The organism is Novipirellula galeiformis (assembly GCF_007860095.1).
In the GTDB taxonomy this organism is placed as follows: Bacteria; Planctomycetota; Planctomycetia; order Pirellulales; family Pirellulaceae; genus Novipirellula; species Novipirellula galeiformis.
The window spans coordinates 185,593-206,107 of record NZ_SJPT01000004.1 but is presented as its reverse complement, the minus strand read 5'-3'; the positions used below and the strand labels follow the sequence as shown (position 1 = coordinate 206,107).

The following is a 20,515-nucleotide window of genomic DNA, read 5'->3' as shown; positions in this document are numbered from 1 at the left end:
CGGCGAAGCGGTGGTAGGAAGTTTCCGTTGAGGAGAGGCAAGCGGATGAAGCTTGACCCGTGAGTTTGGGGGGGAGGAGGGCGGTTTTCGCTGGAGAAATCGTAGCGGACGCAATGGATGTCGGAGTTCGTGCTGAATGTTGGATTGTTAAAGTCTCCGGCTTCCCTCATTTCCCTTGTTTACCTCTTCGATACGTCCGGTAACTGTGCGTCCGTTTTGCATTGGTTTGCTTCGCAGAGGGGCGTTGTCACTTTTTCCGTTGCGGTGGGGGATGCGGGCGCGACGTCGTGAGATGGGAAGTGCGACGCCAGTCAAGTCGAAGCGACCGTTGTTTGTGTTGTCCCCTCGAATCGTCAATCGCTGCCCTGTTCGATTGCGGTAAGTCGGGCGAGTGCAAGTCCATGCTCGAGAACATGGATAACAAGAGTGGCGGAAATGAAACGACTTTTAAGGGAATCGTGTTGCAACAGAATCGTTGCTCGCAGCTCATTGTCACGGTGCGAAACGACAGCGGCCTAATGTCGGGGCACGGTCGTGTGATCGTTGATGGGCAAGGAGATGCATCGCGACGCTCGCTCTCCGATTGTTGATCCCCTCCCCACGGACCGATTGTTGATCGTGGGGAGCTGGGATTGCCCGCTATCGGTTCCATTGCATCACGCTCGAACCGATCCATGGTGAGGAACGTGTTTGGGCGAGCGATAGATCAATCGCTTGCGAGGCCGGGATTCGTCTTGACTTCGAGGCTGAAAATGACGGACTGTCGGCCAGAATTCCATCTTGCTTGAGAAAATCGGGCAAGATTTCCGACAAAAGGAGTTGTGCTCGGTGTTTCCTCGGTTGTTGATTATTACGTTCGTCTCGCTCTTCATTGCCATGACGAGTCAGGCGTGGGCGCAGGGCGTTTATTCGGCTGGACCTAATGTGATCGTCAACAATTCCGCTGGGTTTGATCCCTACGCATCCCAGGGTGTCCAAGGGGGCGTTGACCTGTTTGGCAGTGGTTACGCGCCAATGGGGCAAGGAATCAGTGACCGTTTGTGGATTCGCGGCGAGTACCTGTATTGGACCACCGATGGCATGGATACGCCCCCGTTGGTCACGACCAGCCCCAGTGGGACTGCACAGACGCAAGCCGGGGTGCTGGGGGAACCGGGAACCGGAGTGCTATTTGGCGGTGGGGAACTCAATGATGGTGGTCAGAGCGGATTTCGCGCTCAAGCGGGGTTTTGGGTGACATCTCAAGGGACGTTCGCGATCGAGGGCGAGTACTTCGCATTGTTGGGCAACGACGACCAATTCTCAGCCGCGGGGAACGGTTCGCCACTACTCAGTCGGCCCTTTTTTGACACCACGAATGATCGAGAGTCGGCGCAATTGATCTCCTATCCTGGGATCGTCCACGGCGGATTGAATATCACCTCGGACACCGATTTGCAGTCCGCCATGGTCAATGTACGTGCAGCGCTGATCCCTACCTTCGGCGATTGCCAGCATTACGGCGAACCCGATCGAGTCGATTGGATTGTGGGCTATCGAAATCTAAGACTCAAGGATCGTTTGTCGTTTTCCGAAACGCTCGAATCTCAACGATCGGGATCACCAGGCACGATTGCCGCGAGCGAGCAATTTCGCACTGAAAATCGATTCGATGGATTGCAACTCGGCATCATCCATAAAGTGGCGATGAATCGCGCATCGCTCGAATCAACGCTACGAGTCGCGGTGGGCAATAATTCACAACGTGTGAACATCTCGGGCGACACCGCGATCACCAAACTCGGCGTAATCCAAACGTTTCCCGGCGGCTTGTTGACGCAAACCAGTAACCTCGGTTCGTACCGCGAAGAAGACTTCACGATGATTCCGGAGCTTGGGGTTACATTGGGCGTTCGCGTCACAAGTTGGTTCCACGCGACGCTGGGATATTCGCTGCTCTACTTTCCCAATGTCGTTCGCGCCGCGGATCAAATTGACAGCAATGTGAACCCAAATCTAATTCCTGAGCCCAGCAATCCCGTGACCGGTTCGCTTCAACCTCGCTTTCGTTTGGTGGAAACCGACTATTGGGCTCACGGGCTCAGCTTTGGCGGCCAACTGCAGTTCTGAGCCCGACGGGTTTAAGTGGGCAGGTTAAATCCGTTTGCGGTTTTCCCTTTTTCCCTATGCCACGTGAGTGTTGTCGCGGGCCCGCCGGATCGCTTCGAGGTGGCACCGGCGAGCGGGACGAGAGGCTTTTTACGGGGAGCTTCCGACGGTCAGGACTACGCCGCTTTCTTTAGCGGGCTGTCTTCCGCAGGGCTTTCGTCTAACACGGTTAAGGGATGCATTGGCACTGACACAGGGTGCTCGATCGCGGCCCCAGGCATTGGCGCGGTCGCTGGCCCGGACGCCGCAGGTTTGTAGCTTCGATGGATGGCAACGAGTTCACCAAGCGCCTTGAAAAAGTCGCCTGATTTTAGTTTCGAACCAGGTACCTCTCGCCATGACTCCAATGGCATTTCGTAAATCTGCTGCTGGACCGCTTCGGTTCCTTCGGCGACCATCATCCGCGCGAAGATTTCCACATCGAAGATCCAACGTGATTGAAAAGGTTGGGCGAATAGCTTTGCCATCCGAGGAGTGTTGCGAAACAGCTTCAACCCGCACTGTGTGTCTTGAATCGGTAACCGAAGTACCCATGACGCGACCCGGCTGAAGTGAGCCCCTAGCCAGCATCGCAGTGGACTGCGTAATACTTGATGCCCCAGCAGTTTACGACGAATGCCGATCGCGACGCCGATGTGTGGATGCCGATGCAGTACGTCGAGCGCGCGTGGCAATTCTTCGAGTGGCGAGGCCAAATCGGCATCCAAGAATCCGAAGACATCGGTCGAAGATTGTGCGGCCGCCAACATGCCATGTCGAACGGCTTCCGCCTTGCCCACGTTCTCCTTCATCAACAGCAACTCAAATTGTTCCGAGTTCGACTCGCACAGTCGAGAAAGGATCCTCTGGGTTGCATCGCGACTTCCGTCATCGACCATCATAAAGCGAAACATCGGATTTTGGTTTGCGAACGCAGCGAACGCGTTGACATCCAAACGATCCGCCTCGTTGTAGCAAGGGACGATGATCGTCGCCTGAATGGGGTGATACATGTTCATCTTCATCGCAGGGGTGCATTGATGTTGGGGAGTGCATTGGCGATCGATGCAGGGCGTGCCGCAGGGGGAATGATGGCAATTCCCACATGGATGGGGTCGGCGTTAGGGACACGATCCCAGGCCAATTCAATCACCGGTTGCATTTCGGCCTCGGGAAAGGCTTCCGCCCAAGCCGGTCGGATGGAATACGTCAGCGGCGCGGCGTCTCCGGCATCCCAGAGCACGACCCCTCCGGTTTGTCGCATTTGATGGTGGCTCGTCCACGGTGACCACTCCGTTTGAAGTTCGGGGTAAACACTGATGGGGGTCCCTGCATAGAACGCCACATTGCCCGCCAACCACCAATCGCCTCCCACGATCGTCAAGGGATCGCCGGTGACCCGTTGCCAACGCTGTTGGACTTCCTGAGCCAAATCTCGCCCCGGAAAGTGGATGCGTGACGGACGATTCGTGTAAGTTGCAATCAAGGTCAACTTGCTCGTGTAGATGATCGCCAGCACGATTCCCACCGACACCGCGCGTTGGAACAACTTTCGAAACTCGCTGACACTGGCATTGGATTGAAACAGCAACAAGAGCAATACACCACAATAGGTCCACATCGCCGAACCCCACATGCTTCGCAATTTGGCGCCAGTGAGCAACGAGAACAGCATCGCCAAAACCGCGGGCCCTAAAACCACGGCGAGCAAGTAGTCTCGCGTCAGGCGGTCGTCTCGATCCAAAACGCGTCGTTGCCAATGCCAGCCCAGCACCCCGGTAGCCAACAGCAATACGGGGGCGAGAGAGAGCAACTGAGAAACCGCAAACTGCAGCGGATGAAAAAGGTGTCCGCTGAGGCCAGAGGAGCTCGCCGAACGGTTGCGAAAATAATTCACCGTCAGAAAATCATTTTCGACTAGCCAGACAAGATGGGGGGCGACGCAGATTCCCGCTGTGAGCGCCAACAGGTACGGTCCGGGCGTTCTCCAGCATTGACGCCCGCGAGGGTGGATGACACTAAAGCCGAGCATGGAAAGGAGAAGTAACCCGACGTCGTACTTTGCCAGTGCCGCCATCGCCAATGCGAACCCGGTCGCGACCCAGTAACGTTTTTGTGTGGTTTGAATCGCAAAATAGAGTGCCAGAATTGCGAGTGCCCAACATGCTTTTGCAACCATGTTGTTGTTCATTTCGATGCTGGCAAAACTGAAGTAGTAACAAGCTTCGAGGATCACCGTCGCACCCAGAGCGGGCCACGCCGACAAACACTGACGAGCCATTTTCCAGGCAGCCCAAAAACAGGTCACCACGCATAGCTGCGAGGCGAGGTAAAGTGGCCAATCGACGTTGCCGAAAATTACCCGCCCCATTTCACAGCACCATGCGGGCAAGGGCGGATGCTTGTAGTAGCCCCACTGCCACTCGTGGCCCCAGTACAACATTTCAATGCAGTCTAGGGGCGCGTTGGAGTTGACCAGCGTCGGCAACAGCGTCCAAAAGACCAAATGACCAATCACGAAACCCCAGAACCACCGTGTGGTCGTCGTTTCTTGAACGTCGCGGCGAAGCTTGTTACCAAGAATGGTGTTTTCGCCCATCGACCATTCCTTCCATAGAACGGGGCTCGAAAAAATGTTGGATTTTGCGGACGTTAGTTGTTTTTAGGCTGCGGGGGCAAGACGGAATTTTCTATTTGGATCGGGGGCAAAATCGGATCTTAAGCAGTGTTAAACGCGGGCGGCGTGTCGATCCGAGTCGGCATCGAGAGGTTTGGTGCTTTGTCACGTTTTCCGATCGCCTGTCTTCAAACCGCCGACGTTCCCAGCGACGCTTGTGTACCGACCGACCGGTCGGTATGATCCGCTGATGGCACCTACAACCGGACCCGAAACGACCACCCGTATCCTCGATGCAGTGATGCAATTGATCCTCGCCGGAGGACTCCCGGCGGTGACGCTCTCTGCGGTTTGTCGCAAAGCGGGACTGAGCAAAGGGGGGCTGATGCACCACTTTCCTTCCAAGGAATCGTTGGTGGACGCCTTTCTAGAGCAAGCCGTTGGGGATTACTTGAACCAAGTCCAACAGGCAGCCGCCCCGCATGCCGTCGGGACCGGCCAACGAGCCAAGGCCATCTTAGAACTCTTTCTCGGGGAGCCGACGGCCGCGGAGCCCGACTGTGACTGCGCTGCGGTGATGGTGGCCTTGGTTCAAGGAGGCGGAGGCAATTCGCTGGTCAACGAAGTTCATCAAACGCTGTTGCAATTGATGCGTGAGGATGGCCTTTCGAGAGACTTGTCGGAGCTGATCCTCGCGACGATCGATGGCGTTTGGTTACAGTCGATCATCGCGGCGAACGATATAATTGAGTCTCGAAAAAAACGCATTCATAAAAAGTTGAAGCAGTTAATCGAAAGCGAAATGTCGATGAAGTTTAAGCCGATTGCGAGTGAGCAATAACGAACATGAATTCAGTTCCATTGAAACGGTCCCAACGCCATTGGCTGCGAAAGGCGGTCGGATCGCTTGTCGTGATCGGCGGCGTGCTTGGTTTGTTGGTTGCAATCGCGTATGCCAAGGGACGTCAGGTGAATGCGGCAATGTCTGCGTCACCGCCTCCGGAAATGCCTGTCGCGGTTACCCTCGCGACGGCCCAGCCGACGACCTTTCGCCAGACATCCGTTGTCATTGGCAACATGTTAGCACCCGAATCGATTACGTTGCGCACCGAATTGGCGGGTGCCGTCACGAAAGTGCTGATGACCCCCGGCGGTGAAGTCGAGCAGGACGCGGTGCTGATCCAGTTGGATACTCGTAGCGAACAAGCACAATTGAAAAGTGCCGAAGCGACTCGCAAGTTGGCTGATTCGGCGTTACAGCGATCCCTTCGCTTGAATCGCGCGAATGCCAACAGCGAGTCGGAGTTGGACATTGCTGAAGCCGAATTGACTCGAGCCGAAGCGTTGATTGAGGAACTGCGGGTGAGGATCGACAAGAAAAACCTGCGTGCTCCCTTTCGCGCGCATGTCGGCTTGTTTGATCTACACGTGGGACAGTACTTGAACGAAGGTACCGAGATCACGGTGCTAGAGGGGATCGCGGACTATTTGAACGTCGATTTTGCGATGCCATCGCACGTTGCCGACGCGATGACGATCGGTGATGACGTGGCGCTGCGTATCGGTGCAGCGGGGATTCAGTCGACTGCGACGATCGTCGCGGTGGACGCGTCGGCCAATGCCCTCTCGCGATCGGTTACTGCGCGAGCACGACTTGACAACCCGCCTGCGATTCTGCAGCCGAATGATTCTGTACGGGTGACGGTTCCCTACGGACCCGCGATACCGGCGCGATTGATTCCCGCGACGGCTGTCCGTCGCGGCCCCAGTGGAACCATCGTGTTTGTGGTCACCGAGCGTGACGGTCAACGCCGCGCCGAGTCGCGCGACGTGGTCGTCGCGGGCAGCGAAGATCCAAATGTCCGTGTGATTTCGGGAGTCGACGCAGGCGAGATTGTCGTCGCCGACGGATCGTTCAAAATTTTCGACGGTGCCTTGGTCGCGGACGTAACGGCGGCGACGGATTTGTCCCAGATCACGGATGAGGAGATCTCCAAGTGAAAGCGATCACGGACCTCTTCATTCGACATCCGGTACTCGCGATCGTCGTCAATCTGATCTTGGTTCTAGTCGGCGTCCGCTGTGCGGTTTCGTTACCGATCCAGCAGTTTCCCAAATTGGAGAGCACGTCGATTACGGTGACGACCGTATACTTTGGCGCCAGTGCCGAGACGGTTCGCGGATTTTTAACGACGCCAATCGAGCGCGCGGTCTCTTCGGTGGCGGGGATCGATTACGTCGAATCGAGCAGTATCGCCGGCATCAGCAGCGTCACGGTGCGGCTCAATTTGAATCATGATTCGACTAAGGCATTAGCCGAGGTCAGCGCTCGATTGCAACAAGTACGAAGCGAGTTACCCGCCGAAGCGGAGCCTCCGACGATCGAATTGGTACGCGCCGATCGGCCGTACGCGTCCTTCTATCTGAGCTTCACCTCGGACCGCTTCAACCTACCCGCACTGACCGACTATCTGACCCGTAACGTCCAACCTCGTTTGTCGATCGTACCCGGGGTACAGAAGGTAGGGATCGAAGCGGGACAAACGCCGGCCATGCGGATTTGGATCTCACCGGAGCGATTGAGTGAACTGAATCTGACGCCCGGCGATGTCTATTCGGCGTTACAACGAAACAACTTCTTGGCGGCGATCGGGCAAGTCAAGAGCGACACCGTCCAGATCGACTTGCTAACCAACACGGATTTACGGAGCGTTGAAGAATTTGGTGACTTGATTGTGTGGCAGTCTCCCGCATCGGCCGATGGGCCCGGTGCGATCATCCGGTTATCCGACGTTGCCCGCGTCGAACTTGGCAGCGAAGAGCCGACTGCGACGGCGATGTACCGCGGTCGCGAAGCGATTTATGTCAGTGTGTGGCCATTGCCCGGCAGCAACGAAATCGAGGTGGCCACCCGGCTCCACCAAGCGATGTCTGAATTGGAGCCGGAGCTTCCTGGGCACGTCGATATGCAATTGGCTTACGACGGGACCAAGTTCATGCGTCGCTCGTTATCCGAAATTTCCAAGACGCTTAGTGAAACGATTGTGATCGTTGGTTTCGTCGTGTTCCTATTCATGGGATCGGTACGCTCGGCGCTAGTGCCGTTGGTGGCAATGCCGGTGTCGTTGATCGGGGCCGCGATTGTCATGTACTTGCTTGGTTTTTCGCTCAACCTACTGACGTTGTTAGCGATCGTGCTGGCGGTCGGTTTGGTGGTCGATGATGCCATCGTGGTGGTGGAAAATGTACAACGTCATCTCCAAGAGGGGCATGGGAAAATCCAAGCGGCGTTGATCGGATCGCGTGAATTGGTGGGGCCGATTTTGGCGATGACGATCACGTTGGCAACGGTGTATGCACCGATTGGGTTCCAAGGCGGATTGACGGGGATGTTGTTCCGCGAGTTTGCCTTTACCTTGGCTGCCGCCGTGGTGGTCTCGGGCGTCGTTGCGGTCACGTTGTCACCGATCATGAGCGCCTATTTGCTGCCTGCGGGCGGCCGCGAAGGAGTGATGACGCGATGGGTCAATCGCATCTTTGCCGCGGTGCGTCGGCGGTACGCGAGCATGTTGTCGCTGGTGTTGGAACTGCGGTGGTCGATCGCGCTGGCGACGTTGTTGGCGGGGGCGGCGGCGTTTCCGTTGTATCGGTTCTCTTCAAAAGAACTCGCACCCGTGGAAGACGAAGGCGCCATCGCGGTGATGTTGGCGGCTGCACCTGACTCGACGCTGGGTTCGACGACACGCTGGGCGGGGCAATTGGCGACCGGTTTTCAGGCGATCGAGGAATCCGAGTACATGTGGGCTGTCGTGACGGCCAGCGGCGGCTTTGGTGGCTTGATCACGAAGGATTGGGACGAGCGGAGTCGCAACACCCAGCAAATTTTGCCACAGGTGTTCGGCATCGCGTCGCAAAACCCCGGCTTAGAGGCGTTTCCGGTACTGGTCCCGCCGCTCCCAGGGGCGGGGAACTATGACGTGGAATTGGTACTCAAAAGTGACCTTCCGGTAGAGCGTCAGCGTGAACTTGCCGAAGAGATTGTTCGCCGCGGTCGCGAGGCGAATCTGTTTATGTTCGTCGACACTGATTTAAAAATTGATCTGCCTCAGGCGCGAGTGGTGGTCGACCGGGAACGATTAGCCGATCTGGGGCTCGACCAGGCCGCCGTGGGGCGTGAATTGGGAGTGTTGTTGGGGGGCGGTTACGTCAACCGGTTCAACTATTTCAACCGCTCGTACCGCGTGATACCGCAACTCGAAGCCGCCGACCGGCAATCCACCGGCTCGCTGATGGATTTGAAAATCCGCGGCCCTTCGGGAGAATTGATTCCCGTCTCGACGTTCGCATCGATCGAGCCCGAGACGGCACCGCGAACGTTGAGCCGGTTTCAACAACAAAGTTCGGTCAAAATCTTCGCTGCGGTGTTTCCGGGGGTGACCAAAGAACAGGGGCTTACTCGGTTAGAGGCGATTGCCAATGATGTCGTCGGCACGGCTGCGACGCTGGACTATTCGGGCGAGTCACGTCAAATCCGCAGGGAAGGCGCCTCGTTGGCCGTGACGCTTGGGTTCGCGTTGGTGTTGATCTATTTAGTGCTGGCCGCTCAATTCAAATCGTTTCGCGATCCCTTGATCGTGCTCTTGGGGTCGGTGCCTTTGGCGATGTCCGGCGTCCTGGCGTTGACCTGTTTGGATCTGACGACGATCAACATTTATTCGCAGGTCGGCCTGATCACGCTGGTGGGGCTGGTGGCCAAAAACGGGATCTTGATTGTCGAGTTTGCCAATTCGCTTCAGGAATCGGGGGTGGCAAAACGCCCCGCGATCATCGAAGCGGCCCAAACACGTTTGCGCCCGGTGTTGATGACCTCGGCGGCGACGATGCTGGGCCATTTGCCGTTGGTGTTTGTCACCGGAGCGGGGGCGGAGGCCCGTAACAGTATCGGGATCGTGTTGGTTGCCGGGATGGCGATCGGCACCGTGTTCACTTTGTTTGTCGTTCCAGCACTGTACTTGTTGTTGGCCGCCCCACATCGCCATGACCAGGATGATCGCCTGATGCCGTCTGAACCGGTGAACTTGCGGGACGCATCGACCGAGAGTCTGACGGGCGAAATGATCCCGACGGCACCGAACTTAGCTTGACCTGAACAGCTTGGCGTGAACAGCTTGGCGTGAACAGCTTGGCGTGGGCGAGGCGTGGACCGAGTCAGACGTGAGCTGAACTGCGGAGGTTGTCTGTTTTTTGCAACCGGACGCTTCCGTTTTGAAGTTGTGATTTCGTATTTAAGCGGCCAAGTTTGGGAAGTTTACCTAGCCCAGCCCAACGGGCTGGGGGCCAAGAAAGCCTATGACTTGTAGGGTCAACGTTCCGGCCGTGTGTTCGCATCCCTTGATGTGACGAGGGGGCATAAAATGAAAATCGGTCGGCAAAGCGATATTTCACCGGGGTGGGGAAGATTAGAATTAGCGACAGTGGGGCGATGATACTGCCGAGCTAGGTTTCGCCGAGTCACGACAAGAATCTTTCTTCGATTTGTGTTTTTGGGGCTCGGCAGCGGGAGAGATTTCGCTAATATGTCGCGACAAATTTGAGCTGGTCTCAGGATTCCTTTGCCTTCCTATACCTATGCCTGAATCCGCTGCGTTACCTTCGGGGATCTATTCCCTGTTTGCGAGTGCCTTGGTCGTCTACTTGATCGCGATGTACGTGATCGGGTTCGTGGCGCAACGTCGCGTCAAGAACGTCGAGGACTTTGTCTTGGCGGGACGTCGGTTACCGACGTCGCTGGCCACGATCACCATCATTGCGACCTGGTTTGGCGCGGAGTCTTTGATGACGACCGCCGACGAGGTGGGCAACGAAGGGCTGCGCAAGGCGATGCTCGATCCTGTGGGGATTGCCGGTTGTTTGCTATTGGCGGGGTTGTTTGTTGCCGCTCCGATGTGGCGCATGGGGATTTTGACCGTTCCCGATTTCTTCTATCGTCGCTTCGGTAAGACCGCAGAGATCCTCTCTTCGCTGATTATCGTGCCTAGTTATTTTGGCTGGGTTGCCGCACAATTTGTGGCGCTTGCTCAATTGCTTGATGTTTTTTTTGGAGTGCCGAAGGAATGGGGCATCGTCGCCGTGGCGACCATCGGAACCGGCTACACATTGCTCGGGGGGATGTGGACGATCACGTGGACCGATGCGGTTCAGATGTTGTTTATCTTGCTCGGTTTGCTGTTGCTCGGACATGCCATCCTGGTTCACTTGGGCGACGGGTCGGTCACGGCGGGAGTCTCCGCGATGCAGACGGACATTGCCGCAGAGCGTTGGCGGATCGCGGATCCACCCACCTTTTGGCGTGACACGATGGTGGCGATCAGCGCGCTAGCGATCGGGGCGCTGGGCAATTTGCCGATGCAAGATTTGATGCAGCGAATCTTCTCAGCCAAGAGTGACCAAGTTGCGGCGCGTGCGTGTTTGTGGGCCAGCGGAGGCTATTTGTTGATGGGCGTTCTGCCCATCGGCGCAGGCATGGCGGCCCATCTGTTGTTGCCGCGTGCCGAAGGGGAACTTGATGGCGTGGTGCTTCTAGTCGCTAGCAAGTTGCTCAACCCGATGTTGTTACTCCTTTTCTTTCTGGCGATCGTTTCGGCCGTGTTGTCAACGATCGTCAGCGCCGTGATGGCTCCGTCGGCGGTGATGGCCCATAATTTGGTCGAGCCATTGTGGCGAAAGACACGTTCGCGGCCGCCAACGCAAATCGGCCTTTTGCGACTCCAACGCGGAGCGATCTTACTTGTCACAGCGGCCTCGGCATGGTTGGCCTATCGTGGCGAAGGGGCATATGAATTGGTTCAAGGATCGTACTCCATGGCGCTGGTCAGTTTGGTCGTTCCGTTCCTGATCGGAATGAAGTTTGAGAACATCCCGCCGCTGGCCGCGAATCTTGCCATGGGGTTCGGGATTACCGTTTGGTCGTTTCACATGTTGTTGGGCTGGGAGATCTTTTTCGAGCCATGGCTCGAAGCCTACGGTTTGCCAATTCCGCACGAATTGGCCGGAACCCTGTGTAGCGCGTTTGGATTTGTCGTCGGCTGGATCTTGGGGACAACAAAAACGGTCGAGCTCGCGGAGTGATCGCGTCGTTCAAATCAACGACGCAGACGCGTTGTAAACATGTGAGGCAAGCTGTCGTTTTGATGGGGCGGCAAAAAAGCCAGCTTAGCGTGGTGGGGGAATTTTTGAGTCATGGTTCTTGCACCACAAGTCATGGCTCTCATGGCGCTGCTAGAGGCCCCGTCGCCGATCATGAGAGCACTCGGACACGGGGATGGGCCATTCGAGACGGTTCGCACGCCGCAGATCGCCTACAGGAAGGCGTTCGCCGGGGTCAGGCCTTGTGTGCGGTGTTGTGAAAAGGTGGGATTGGCTGTTTGTGGGGGTCCACTTGTTGTTAGGGGGCGATTCGATGCCGCGACCACCACGCATCCAGTTTCCAGGTGCCAATTACCACATCCTCACACGAGTGTCACGAGGCGATGGACGACGCAAACGGTTCCATGACCCAAGGCACTACGAGCGGTTTACACAGGGACTCCAAGACGAAGTCCAGCGCAGTGGTTGGATCGTCCTGACCTACTGCCTGATGCCAAATCAGATCCATGCGTTGATCCAGACACCCGAGCCGAATCTCGCCAGCGGAATGCAGCATTGGCTATCGGGCTACGCCCATTGGTATGCCAAACGCAACCAGCGCACCGGACATCTCTACCAGGGTCGATACAAAGCGATTCTTGCGCGAAGACGCCGGTTACTATTGGACTCTGAGACGTTACATTCATCTGAATCCCTGTAACGGCGGTCGCCCCTTGGCAGCGGATCCGGAAAGCTGGCCGTACAGCAGCTTTGCCGGCGATGCGCGTAAGAGGGGAAGCGAGTCGACTGGATTCAGTATGATCTGCTGCATGCCTACTGGAACGCGTCGGTCGGTGGAAAAATCCGGATACCGCCTATCGAAAATACGTCAAGGAAGGACGGAACGTGCCGGACGAGCCATTCAAGTCGGAGCTGCGCGAGTGGGTTTTTGGCAGCGAAGACTTTCTCCGCCGGATGGTTCAACTGGCTGAAGGGGGTAACGCCCATCGCCACCGCAGTACGATCTGCCGAATAAAAGGTGTTAGCGTCGAAGAAATCATTGCTGCAACCGCGAAGGCTCACCGAGTTGTGTCGACTGAGTACGCCAAGTTCCGCAGCGCAGCGGCGGGACGTGACATGGCCGCCTGGCTATGCCGGCGTTGGTCGGGGGCAACGCTGCGGGAGTTGGGGCCATGGTTTGGGCTGGCCGGCACCGACAGCGTTTCTAATTTGGTCAGCGTGAGGAAAAGGTGTCCGCGTGAGGAAAAGGTGTCCGGTACCGAAAGCGAGTTGCGCACACGATGCACTTGAGCGAAGCGACATGAAAACAGAAGCCATTTGGCTACCGTTATTCGTTGGTTAGCCACCGGGGACAGAGTATCTTGTGGGGGCAATCCCGATGGTAGGGGAAGGCTTCGCCGGGACCAGACGCGGGATCTTGGATTCAGTGAGGGGGCAGCGGGATGCATCAGAGTGAAGCGGCCTTTATTTTTGGTGGGCAGGATGCCATCGCAATCTTCAGCGAGTTGCCGCCAGACAGGGGGAGAATGCACTCGCCGAAGACTTGCTACTTGTTCCTGCGCCTGCTGCGGCGTGACGGTGCGTGGAGGAGTAGCTAAAGAAAGTGATTTTTGGGCATCGTGTTTGCATTCGTCGCCGCGTCATCAGATACAATCGAGGTCGTGAAAACCGCATCGACGATCCGTCGTCCGAACCTCCAAAACTGCACTCGCGCACCCGCGAGCGTGGAACGCTGCCGATCACGCCAAGCTTCGTGCGAAATCCTCGCAAAACGCACTAGCAAACCGGCTTGCATTTACGACAGTCACCGACGATTGGAGTCTTGCTCCAAAGTCCTATCGGGTCCTGGGACGCATCGAGTCCAGCCGGCGTGCTCGCGCTACGGTGCACTCCACTTGCGTTATTGGCGAAGCATGCGGATCAAGTCGTCGTTCGAGAGTTTGGCGGCCGCTTCGGTGCCCTGCATCACGCCGGCGACAAGGTCTCGTTTGGATTCGTGCAGTGCCAAGATTTCTTCTTCGATCGTTCCCTTGGCAACAATGCGATAAACCATCACCGGCTTGTCCTGGCCATAGCGATGGGCACGGTCGGTAGCTTGATCTTCGACGGCCGGATTCCACCACGGATCCATGTGGATGACGTAATCCGCAGCGGTCAGATTCAATCCCGTTCCGCCCGCTTTTAGCGAAATCAAAAATGCATCCGCCGTGCCCTCTTGAAAACGATCCACCGCTTGTTGACGCGTTTTCGCCGGCGTTGATCCATCCAGGTACTCGTACGAGATTCCGCGGGCATCGAGTGCCGCTCGAATCAGTGCCAAGTGGGCCGTGAATTGGCTGAACACGAGTGCCCGATGCCCTTCTTCGCGTAAACTTTCGAGGGTTTCGCAAAGTTGGTCGAGTTTCGCCGACGACTTGCTCCATTTCTCGTTCACCAAGCCGACGTGGCAAGAAATTTGACGAAGCCGGGTGAGCATCGCGAGGATTTTGAAGCGTGGGTCGTTGTTATCCGGCAGCGATTCGAGTTGATCAATTTCGCCCAACGCCTCGAGTCGCACTTTCTCGTACTCGGCTCGCTCGGCAGGGCTCAAGTCGACGTACAAATTCATCTCCGTTCTCGGCGGTAATTCGGTCAACACTTCCGCTTTGGTGCGGCGAAGCACAAATGGTTTCAAGCGATTCGCCAATGCCATTCGGCTCTCTTCGTCGCCATGCTTTTCAATCGGCAGGGCAAAGCGTGTACGAAAATGATCCCAACCGCCAAACACGCCTGGCGAAACGACATGGAACAGACTCCAAAGTTCGCCGAGATGATTTTCGACCGGGGTCCCGGTCAACGCGACAATCCAATCTGATTTCAAAGCGGCAATCGCTTTGGACGTTTTGCTACGGCTATTTTTGATGGCCTGGGCTTCGTCGAGCACGAGGGTGCCCCATTGCACCTGTGCCAACGCGTCGGCATCGCGAAGCGTCAATCCATAGCTGCACACGACGAGGCTGCCTGGTCCCACCGATGGCAGAAATTCTTGGCGCTCGGTTTCGCGGTAAAGATGGACGTTCAAATCGGGCGCAAATCGCTCGGCTTCGCGAGCCCAATTGAATCCGACCGAGGTGGGCGCGATCACCAACGCGGGCCCAGCAGCCGAGCGATCCAACAATACCGCCAGCGTTTGCAAGGTTTTTCCCAATCCCATGTCATCGGCCAAAATCCCTCCCACACCCCACTCGGCGAGACGACTCATCCATTTGTAACCGTCGATTTGGTAATCTCGAAGGGTGGCGTCGAGATTCTTGGGGACCGTGGGATTCAACGTTTCGGCGCGGTCAAGCCGAGTGAGGCATTGCTGCCACGCCTTGGTTGCGTTGACCTGGATATCTGCTTCGAGCAGTTCGCGAATGGCCGGCGCCGCGGTTGCATCGAGTTTCAGCGTTTGGCGATCGGTATGAGTGGCCTCCTGCAGGCTCCGTAGACGTTGACGCAGCGAAGCGGAGATGCGCGCCCAGCCGCCATCACCGATGCGGACAAAATCGCCTTGGATTGCGTCATCCGAAGAGCGGCTCAGATCGTCAAGCAATTCTTTAAGTGGCATTTTTGTATTGCCAAAATCGCATTCGCCGGTAATGCCAAACCAATTCCGCTTGCTGGTGATGTCGACGCGGACATTTGCGTTGTTCAGGCTTCCCAGGACCGTGATCGGTTTCTCGCTCGTTTTGTCCCACAGAATCTCGATATCCAATTCGCACGCTTGGAGTTGTTCGATCACGTGCAACCCGGTGTGGAACTCGGAGATCGTTCCGAGCCACGTGTGATTGTCGATCGGCAAGGCAAGCGAATCGACGAGATCGTGAGCTCGGCGGAACTCGTCCGTTGAATGACGTTGAATTTGAATCGTCTTGCCATCACGCTCGACTGAAACGACCATCGGTTCGGCGCCGGGGCGCCGTAGATGCCCCGCAGCGTCACGGAAACGAATTCCATAATCCAACGCGCCGTCTCTTCGCGATCGCAGCAACAGGGCTAAGCGAGCCTCTTCGCTGACGACCGGGCCGGCGTACGCTTCGGGCAATCGAAGCGAAATTCGGTTCTGCAGCGGACGCACCTTTTCGGTGATGCTTTCAATCTGATTCGATTCCATTTCTCCGAGCGCTCGCAGCTCCTTGATCAGCGAGACGTTCTCCGTGCTCATTTCGCTTAAATAAAGAACGTGATTGGCTTGGTCAATGCGCAAGAATGCAGTGGAGGTGTTGATCAACGTGCCGTCCTCGGGCTGGCCTTGTTCATCGGTTGAAACGAAGCTCCATTGATCAAGCTCGCCGCTGCGCAGCAGCGTCAATTGCAGGGGGCTTCGAACGATCTTGCAAGCCGTACCCTCAAATTGAACATGCGGATGATTGACGAGGTTCGACAACGCGTCCAGCGGAGAAAGGAACGGAGTGAAGATGCCGTAGTGGGGGTTGTGCGCATGTTTGATACAGCCAGCAACACGACGGTCGGCATCGGAGAGCGGCAATTCGACTTGGTGGGCGAGTCGGTCGAGCGATACTCTCCTGCCCTTGGTGTAGCCGTCATGCCGTTTTTTTTGCTGCTGCAGCAGCGGATGAACTTCAAGCTCGCCGTCGCTGAACTTGAAGTCCCAGACGAGACGCTGGGTATGTTCCACAGCGAGGGGAGGCAAAGCGGCGTCGCTAAACGCTTCCTTCTCGTGGCTCCACTCGGATTCACGATTTAGCAATTTGTCTAACTGGCGAAGCGTTTGTTGTTTTCGATCGACTTGAAATCGCTCGTAGTTTGCCCGTCCAGGATCAAACGCTCCCTTGGTCACGGTATGGGTGAGCCACGTATTGGGTTGCTCTAACTCGTCTAGCAAGTAGTTCGTGAAATCGAACAGGTGGACGCAGGGAAACCGGCCTGACGAAACATCACAGGTGCAGCCGGCTTTCGGGTGGGTGCCATCGACCCGCACAAACGTAGCAAAGGTTTGGTCTTTTTCGTAAACGAAGCCGAGAAACTCGCCGGCCGAAAAAATCTGGTCGACCACAAATTGCAAAGCCGCTTTGGGGGAAGTCGCGGTGATGGCATCCGGAAAGCTTTCGTTGACCTCGATCAACCGGTCGAACCATTCCCGGTGCCGCCGCCGTCCCTGGTAGGGATCCTGTTTGGGGGGCTCTAAAAATGCCGGCTTGTTGGAATCCTGGGGAAGTAGCTCGGGAAGTAGTTCGGGCTGAAACGGTTTAGAACGAGAGGCTTGGAGGGACTGTTTGTTGGAGATTCCGTTCTTCATCAAATCCAGGCTCAACGTGAGATGAAGGGCCCCGTGGCCCGCTTTGGTTTTTCCGCAGGGGGTTTCCGCGGTGCGCTCGTTTTAACAGAAATGCAAATCAGTGCCGAGGCGAAATGGAAAGTTGGAGCGCACCTGCGGGCAGGCAAATCAATGGGGGGTTAGGTGTTCGCTTGGCCTTTAATTGTGCGTTGAGCGACTTCCCAGGCGTCGATTAAGTGAGCTTGATAGCCTTCGGGGCTTAGCAGCGCCGCGACCTCGCGGCTTTCCATTTCGAACAACCAACCCTCGCCATAGGTGTCGGCATTGACGACCGAAGGGTCCGCCAACGCTGCGTCATTGATCGCCACCAAGACACCGGCAATCGGCGCATACAGATCGCTTTCCGCTTTCTTGCTTTCGATTGCCCCTAGCAATTGACGTGATTTCATTGCCGACGGCGGTTCGACCGTCCACTCTAAAAAGTAGACGTCTTGCAGCAGTCGTACGGCATATCCGGTCAAGCCGAAACGCCAGAGATCGCCCTTGGTTTGCAGTGCCCACATGTGATTGCTGACGTACATGCGGTCGCCAGGAAATTCGGCGGTGAATTCGCCCATCGCGAACGAGAACGAATGGTGGCTCACGTGTAGCGGACCCCTTGGTGCTCAGGCTCAAAAAATGCCGGCAACAATGCGTCCGCACGCAACAACCCATCGCGTGTCAGGCGAATGGTGTCGCCATCGATGGTCACCAAGCCGTCGTCAATATAGGTGTTCCATTGCGGTTGCCAGTGTTCGACAATCTCGACCCCAAACTTGTCACGGAAATATCCCGCTTCCAAATGCCCACGTTTTAGCAACAGGATCATTTCACGAACCAAACGTTGGTGATCCGTGGGCACAAAGCCACGCCCCAGAGGCAGTTCGCCTGATTCCACCGTGCTGAGGTATTGTTCGAGTTCGGGAAGGTTTTGGTAGTGCACTCCACTGGCGTGACCAAAGCTGGCGATTCCGGTCGCCAGCAAGTCGGCACCCTGCCAAAGATTGTCGCGGTACGAGAAGTTCACTTTGCTGGGGTCTTTGACAACGGTATAAGCGCTACTGACGCTGTAGCCCGCCGAAATGAATTCGCTAAAGGCGTAATCCACCCAGCCGCGTTTGGTCTCCCAATCCGCAACCGGGCTTTCGACTTTGTTCCCCAGAATGTCTTTGCTGTAGACCGTATTGAACGGCAATTCCATCTGGTAGATGGTGACACTCTCAGGAGACAGTTCGAGGGTCCGACGCACGTTCTCTTTCCAATTGTCCCAGGTCTCACCCACCATCCCCGAGATCAAGTCAATGTTGACGTTGGGGAATTGGGCCGCAGAGATCCATTCCCAAGCATTAAACACTTGTTTGCTGAGGTGGGCGCGTCCGTTGTCTTCAAGGATTTTGTCCGAGAAGTTTTCGATCCCCAGACTAAGACGGGTCACGCCAAGTTCTTCGCGAAGCGTTTTGACTTTTGTTTCGCTCAGCGTCCCCGGTTCACACTCGAATGTGACCTCTTCAGCGCCGTCCCACGTGATGTGTTGACGAAGTCGGTCGGCGAGCTTGGTGAGTTGTTTGGGCGACAGAAAACTGGGGGTGCCACCGCCGAAGTAAACAAACCGAAAGGGCCGATCGCCCATCACTGGCAGTTTGCTGACCATCGAAATTTCGTTGCACAGCGCATCCACGTAGCGTTGGACCTCGGCAGCTTTCACGTCGGTGAAGACCTTGAAGTAACAAAACTTGCATCGCTTGCGACAAAACGGAATGTGTAAGTAGAGCCCCAGCGGCGTGTCTTCTTTGGGGGCGTGATGCAGCGCATCCTGCACGGCCGGTAATTGTTCCCGCTTCCACTGGCTATACGGTGGATAGTTCGAGATGAAGTAGCTACCGACTTCGGTTTTCTTCTTATCGCTTGCGGCCGATGACATAAAGAATGGCTTTGGGCTAGGAGGGGAAGGGAGTCAGAGGGGGGGCGTCACGGTTGAATATCGCGGTTGAACATCACCGTTGAACGAGACGGTTGAACGAGACGGTTGAACGAGGGGATGCGCCGTTATGGAATGCGTCGTTATGAATCGAGGTGGAGGAGGTTGGCTATTTACCGAAGCACCGCACGATCCCATTATCGTCAGCGACGAAGACTTCGCCACCGGCAATCGCGGGAGGGGCAATAAACGATCCCCGAATTTCATAGCTCCATCGTTCGCTGCCATCGGCGAGCGACAAACGGATCAAACGTCCGTCGGTGGCGGCGATCCAAACATCCTCCGCCGAAATCACGGGAGAGGCATCGGCCCGTCGACGGAGAGTATAACGCCACAATCGTTTGCCTGTTTTAACTGAAATCGAATCAACCTGCTTGTTCTGGCTGCTGACGATGACTTGGTCGCCCGCCACTGCGGCACTGTTGCGATACTCCTGCGGGCGATCCTCGTCGATGTAACGCCAAAGTTCTTGGTGGTTTTTCCAATCCAAGGCCAGCACGGCGCCGTCCATGATCGGCAAAAAGGCACGCTCACCGAGGACCGCAGGCGTGCTGCCCGTCGGGCCACCGAGCGGCAAGGTATCGCCGATCGCTTTGCCGGTGTTGAGATCGACGATATGTAATTGTCCGTCACATCCGCCTAAAAAGGTTCGCTCTCCGGCCACAGTCGGGCTGCAACGAATTTGATCGTCCGTCTGGTAGGTCCACCGCAGCGAACCGTCGTTGCCGGCAAAGCAGTAGAGTTTTCCATCCTGGCTGGTGATGAGCACGTTGTCTTTGAAAAACGCGGCCGATCCGCTGATCTGGCCTTCGGTTTGCGCCTGCCAAAGCGGTTTGCCGGTCGCTGCGTCCAGGGCGTAGAGGTTGCCTTCGACGTCGCCGATGAGCAAACGTCCGTTATCGATCGCTGGCGGGGCGGTGAAGCCGGTGTCGTAAAAGTGCGTCCAAACTTCCTTGCCGTCGCTACGCGAGATCGCGTAGAGTTTGCCCATCACATCGGCAGCGAAAACGAGTTTGTCGGCCACGACCAAGGCCGATTCGATGGCCTCGTCGGCCTTGAATTCCCATTTCACGACTAAGTTTTCGGGCACCACTTGGTCGGTCGCCCCCGTCGACTGGGGATTTCCACGCGAAAGGGACCAATTAGCGGATTTCGCTTTTTTCTCTTGGTTTGTCGAGACCGATTCACCTGCGGCCACCGTTTTACCTGGAGCGGTGGTCGGCAAAGACGACACCATCGCAGCGGCAATCGCGACGCAAATCCATTTTGAAAACGTTTTCATAGGTAACATTGCGGGTTCTTTTCGAGTCTCTGAGATAGCCGGTAGTCAAAATCGGCAATTCCAGCG

13 protein-coding genes are annotated in these 20,515 nt (G+C 56.4%); 7 read left to right on the top strand and 6 right to left on the bottom strand.

Going from position 1 to position 20,515, the window contains the following annotated elements:
* Positions 1 to 828 precede the first annotated feature (828 nt).
* Positions 829 to 2,109 carry a BBP7 family outer membrane beta-barrel protein gene (locus Pla52o_RS11735; RefSeq protein WP_146594814.1) on the top strand — a complete coding sequence of 427 codons (1,281 nt, stop codon included), beginning with the start codon at positions 829 to 831 and terminating at the stop codon, positions 2,107 to 2,109.
* A 155-nt stretch (positions 2,110 to 2,264) separates the two neighbouring features.
* Here Pla52o_RS11735 and Pla52o_RS11730 read toward each other — a convergent pair whose 3' ends face one another.
* Together Pla52o_RS11730 and Pla52o_RS11725 are read right to left on the bottom strand one after the other, a co-directional pair.
* Positions 2,265 to 3,152 carry a glycosyltransferase gene (locus tag Pla52o_RS11730; protein ID WP_146594813.1) on the bottom strand — a complete coding sequence of 296 codons (888 nt, stop codon included), beginning with the start codon at positions 3,150 to 3,152 and terminating at the stop codon, positions 2,265 to 2,267.
* Positions 3,149 to 4,726 carry a glycosyltransferase family 39 protein gene (locus Pla52o_RS11725; RefSeq protein ID WP_146594812.1) on the bottom strand — a complete coding sequence of 526 codons (1,578 nt, stop codon included), beginning with the start codon at positions 4,724 to 4,726 and terminating at the stop codon, positions 3,149 to 3,151. The genes Pla52o_RS11730 and Pla52o_RS11725 overlap by 4 nt, the downstream gene beginning before the upstream one ends.
* Positions 4,727 to 4,994: 268 nt before the next feature.
* Here Pla52o_RS11725 and Pla52o_RS11720 point away from each other — a divergent pair, with 268 nt between their 5' ends.
* The 6 genes from Pla52o_RS11720 (at position 4,995) to Pla52o_RS11695 (ending at position 13,180) form a co-directional block, all read left to right on the top strand.
* Positions 4,995 to 5,585: a TetR/AcrR family transcriptional regulator gene (locus Pla52o_RS11720; RefSeq protein ID WP_146594811.1), complete on the top strand. Its 591-nt coding sequence runs from the start codon at positions 4,995 to 4,997 to the stop codon at positions 5,583 to 5,585.
* A gap of 5 nt (positions 5,586 to 5,590) precedes the next feature.
* Complete coding sequence (locus Pla52o_RS11715) at positions 5,591 to 6,745, top strand: efflux RND transporter periplasmic adaptor subunit (protein WP_146594810.1); 1,155 nt, start codon at positions 5,591 to 5,593, stop codon at positions 6,743 to 6,745.
* Positions 6,742 to 9,888 carry an efflux RND transporter permease subunit gene (locus Pla52o_RS11710; protein ID WP_146594809.1) on the top strand — a complete coding sequence of 1,049 codons (3,147 nt, stop codon included), beginning with the start codon at positions 6,742 to 6,744 and terminating at the stop codon, positions 9,886 to 9,888. Before Pla52o_RS11715 ends, Pla52o_RS11710 begins: the two co-directional genes overlap by 4 nt.
* Positions 9,889 to 10,372: 484 nt before the next feature.
* A complete protein-coding gene (locus tag Pla52o_RS11705; RefSeq protein WP_146594808.1) occupies positions 10,373 to 11,872 on the top strand; it encodes a sodium:solute symporter family protein in 1,500 nt (499 codons plus the stop codon).
* Between the two features lie 331 nt (positions 11,873 to 12,203).
* The gene (locus Pla52o_RS11700; protein WP_197169190.1) at positions 12,204 to 12,590 is read left to right on the top strand and encodes a transposase; all 387 of its coding nucleotides are present in this window, start codon (positions 12,204 to 12,206) and stop codon (positions 12,588 to 12,590) included.
* Positions 12,591 to 12,775: 185 nt separating this feature from the next.
* Entirely contained in the window at positions 12,776 to 13,180 is a 405-nt protein-coding gene (locus Pla52o_RS11695) for a hypothetical protein (protein WP_146594806.1), read from the top strand.
* A gap of 610 nt (positions 13,181 to 13,790) precedes the next feature.
* Here Pla52o_RS11695 and Pla52o_RS11690 read toward each other — a convergent pair.
* From Pla52o_RS11690 to Pla52o_RS11675, 4 genes are all read right to left on the bottom strand, one after another.
* On the bottom strand, positions 13,791 to 17,171 hold the full coding sequence (locus Pla52o_RS11690; protein WP_146594805.1) for a DEAD/DEAH box helicase: 3,381 nt from the start codon (positions 17,169 to 17,171) through the stop codon (positions 13,791 to 13,793).
* A gap of 158 nt (positions 17,172 to 17,329) precedes the next feature.
* Positions 17,330 to 17,794 (bottom strand): glycine cleavage system protein H, encoded by a 465-nt coding sequence (locus tag Pla52o_RS11685; protein ID WP_390620855.1) that lies wholly within the window; start codon positions 17,792 to 17,794, stop codon positions 17,330 to 17,332.
* On the bottom strand, positions 17,791 to 19,110 hold the full coding sequence (locus Pla52o_RS11680; RefSeq protein WP_146594804.1) for a coproporphyrinogen-III oxidase family protein: 1,320 nt from the start codon (positions 19,108 to 19,110) through the stop codon (positions 17,791 to 17,793). The genes Pla52o_RS11685 and Pla52o_RS11680 overlap by 4 nt, the downstream gene beginning before the upstream one ends.
* A 166-nt stretch (positions 19,111 to 19,276) precedes the next feature.
* A complete protein-coding gene (locus Pla52o_RS11675; RefSeq protein WP_146594803.1) occupies positions 19,277 to 20,458 on the bottom strand; it encodes an outer membrane protein assembly factor BamB family protein in 1,182 nt (393 codons plus the stop codon).
* Between the last annotated feature and the right edge of the window lie 57 nt (positions 20,459 to 20,515).

Bases quoted from the DNA above. Each gene is read 5' to 3' on its own strand.
- Pla52o_RS11700 (WP_197169190.1), top strand. From the start codon at position 12,204: ATGCCGCGACCACCACGCATCCAGTTTCCAGGTGCCAATTACCACATC.
- Pla52o_RS11720 (WP_146594811.1), top strand. From the start codon at position 4,995: ATGGCACCTACAACCGGACCCGAAACGACCACCCGTATCCTCGATGCA.
- Pla52o_RS11730 (WP_146594813.1), bottom strand. From the start codon at position 3,152: ATGAAGATGAACATGTATCACCCCATTCAGGCGACGATCATCGTCCCT.
- Pla52o_RS11725 (WP_146594812.1), bottom strand. From the start codon at position 4,726: ATGGGCGAAAACACCATTCTTGGTAACAAGCTTCGCCGCGACGTTCAA.
- Pla52o_RS11690 (WP_146594805.1), bottom strand. From the start codon at position 17,171: ATGAAGAACGGAATCTCCAACAAACAGTCCCTCCAAGCCTCTCGTTCT.
- Pla52o_RS11715 (WP_146594810.1), top strand. From the start codon at position 5,591: ATGAATTCAGTTCCATTGAAACGGTCCCAACGCCATTGGCTGCGAAAG.
- Pla52o_RS11680 (WP_146594804.1), bottom strand. From the start codon at position 19,110: ATGTCATCGGCCGCAAGCGATAAGAAGAAAACCGAAGTCGGTAGCTAC.
- Pla52o_RS11705 (WP_146594808.1), top strand. From the start codon at position 10,373: ATGCCTGAATCCGCTGCGTTACCTTCGGGGATCTATTCCCTGTTTGCG.
- Pla52o_RS11675 (WP_146594803.1), bottom strand. From the start codon at position 20,458: ATGTTACCTATGAAAACGTTTTCAAAATGGATTTGCGTCGCGATTGCC.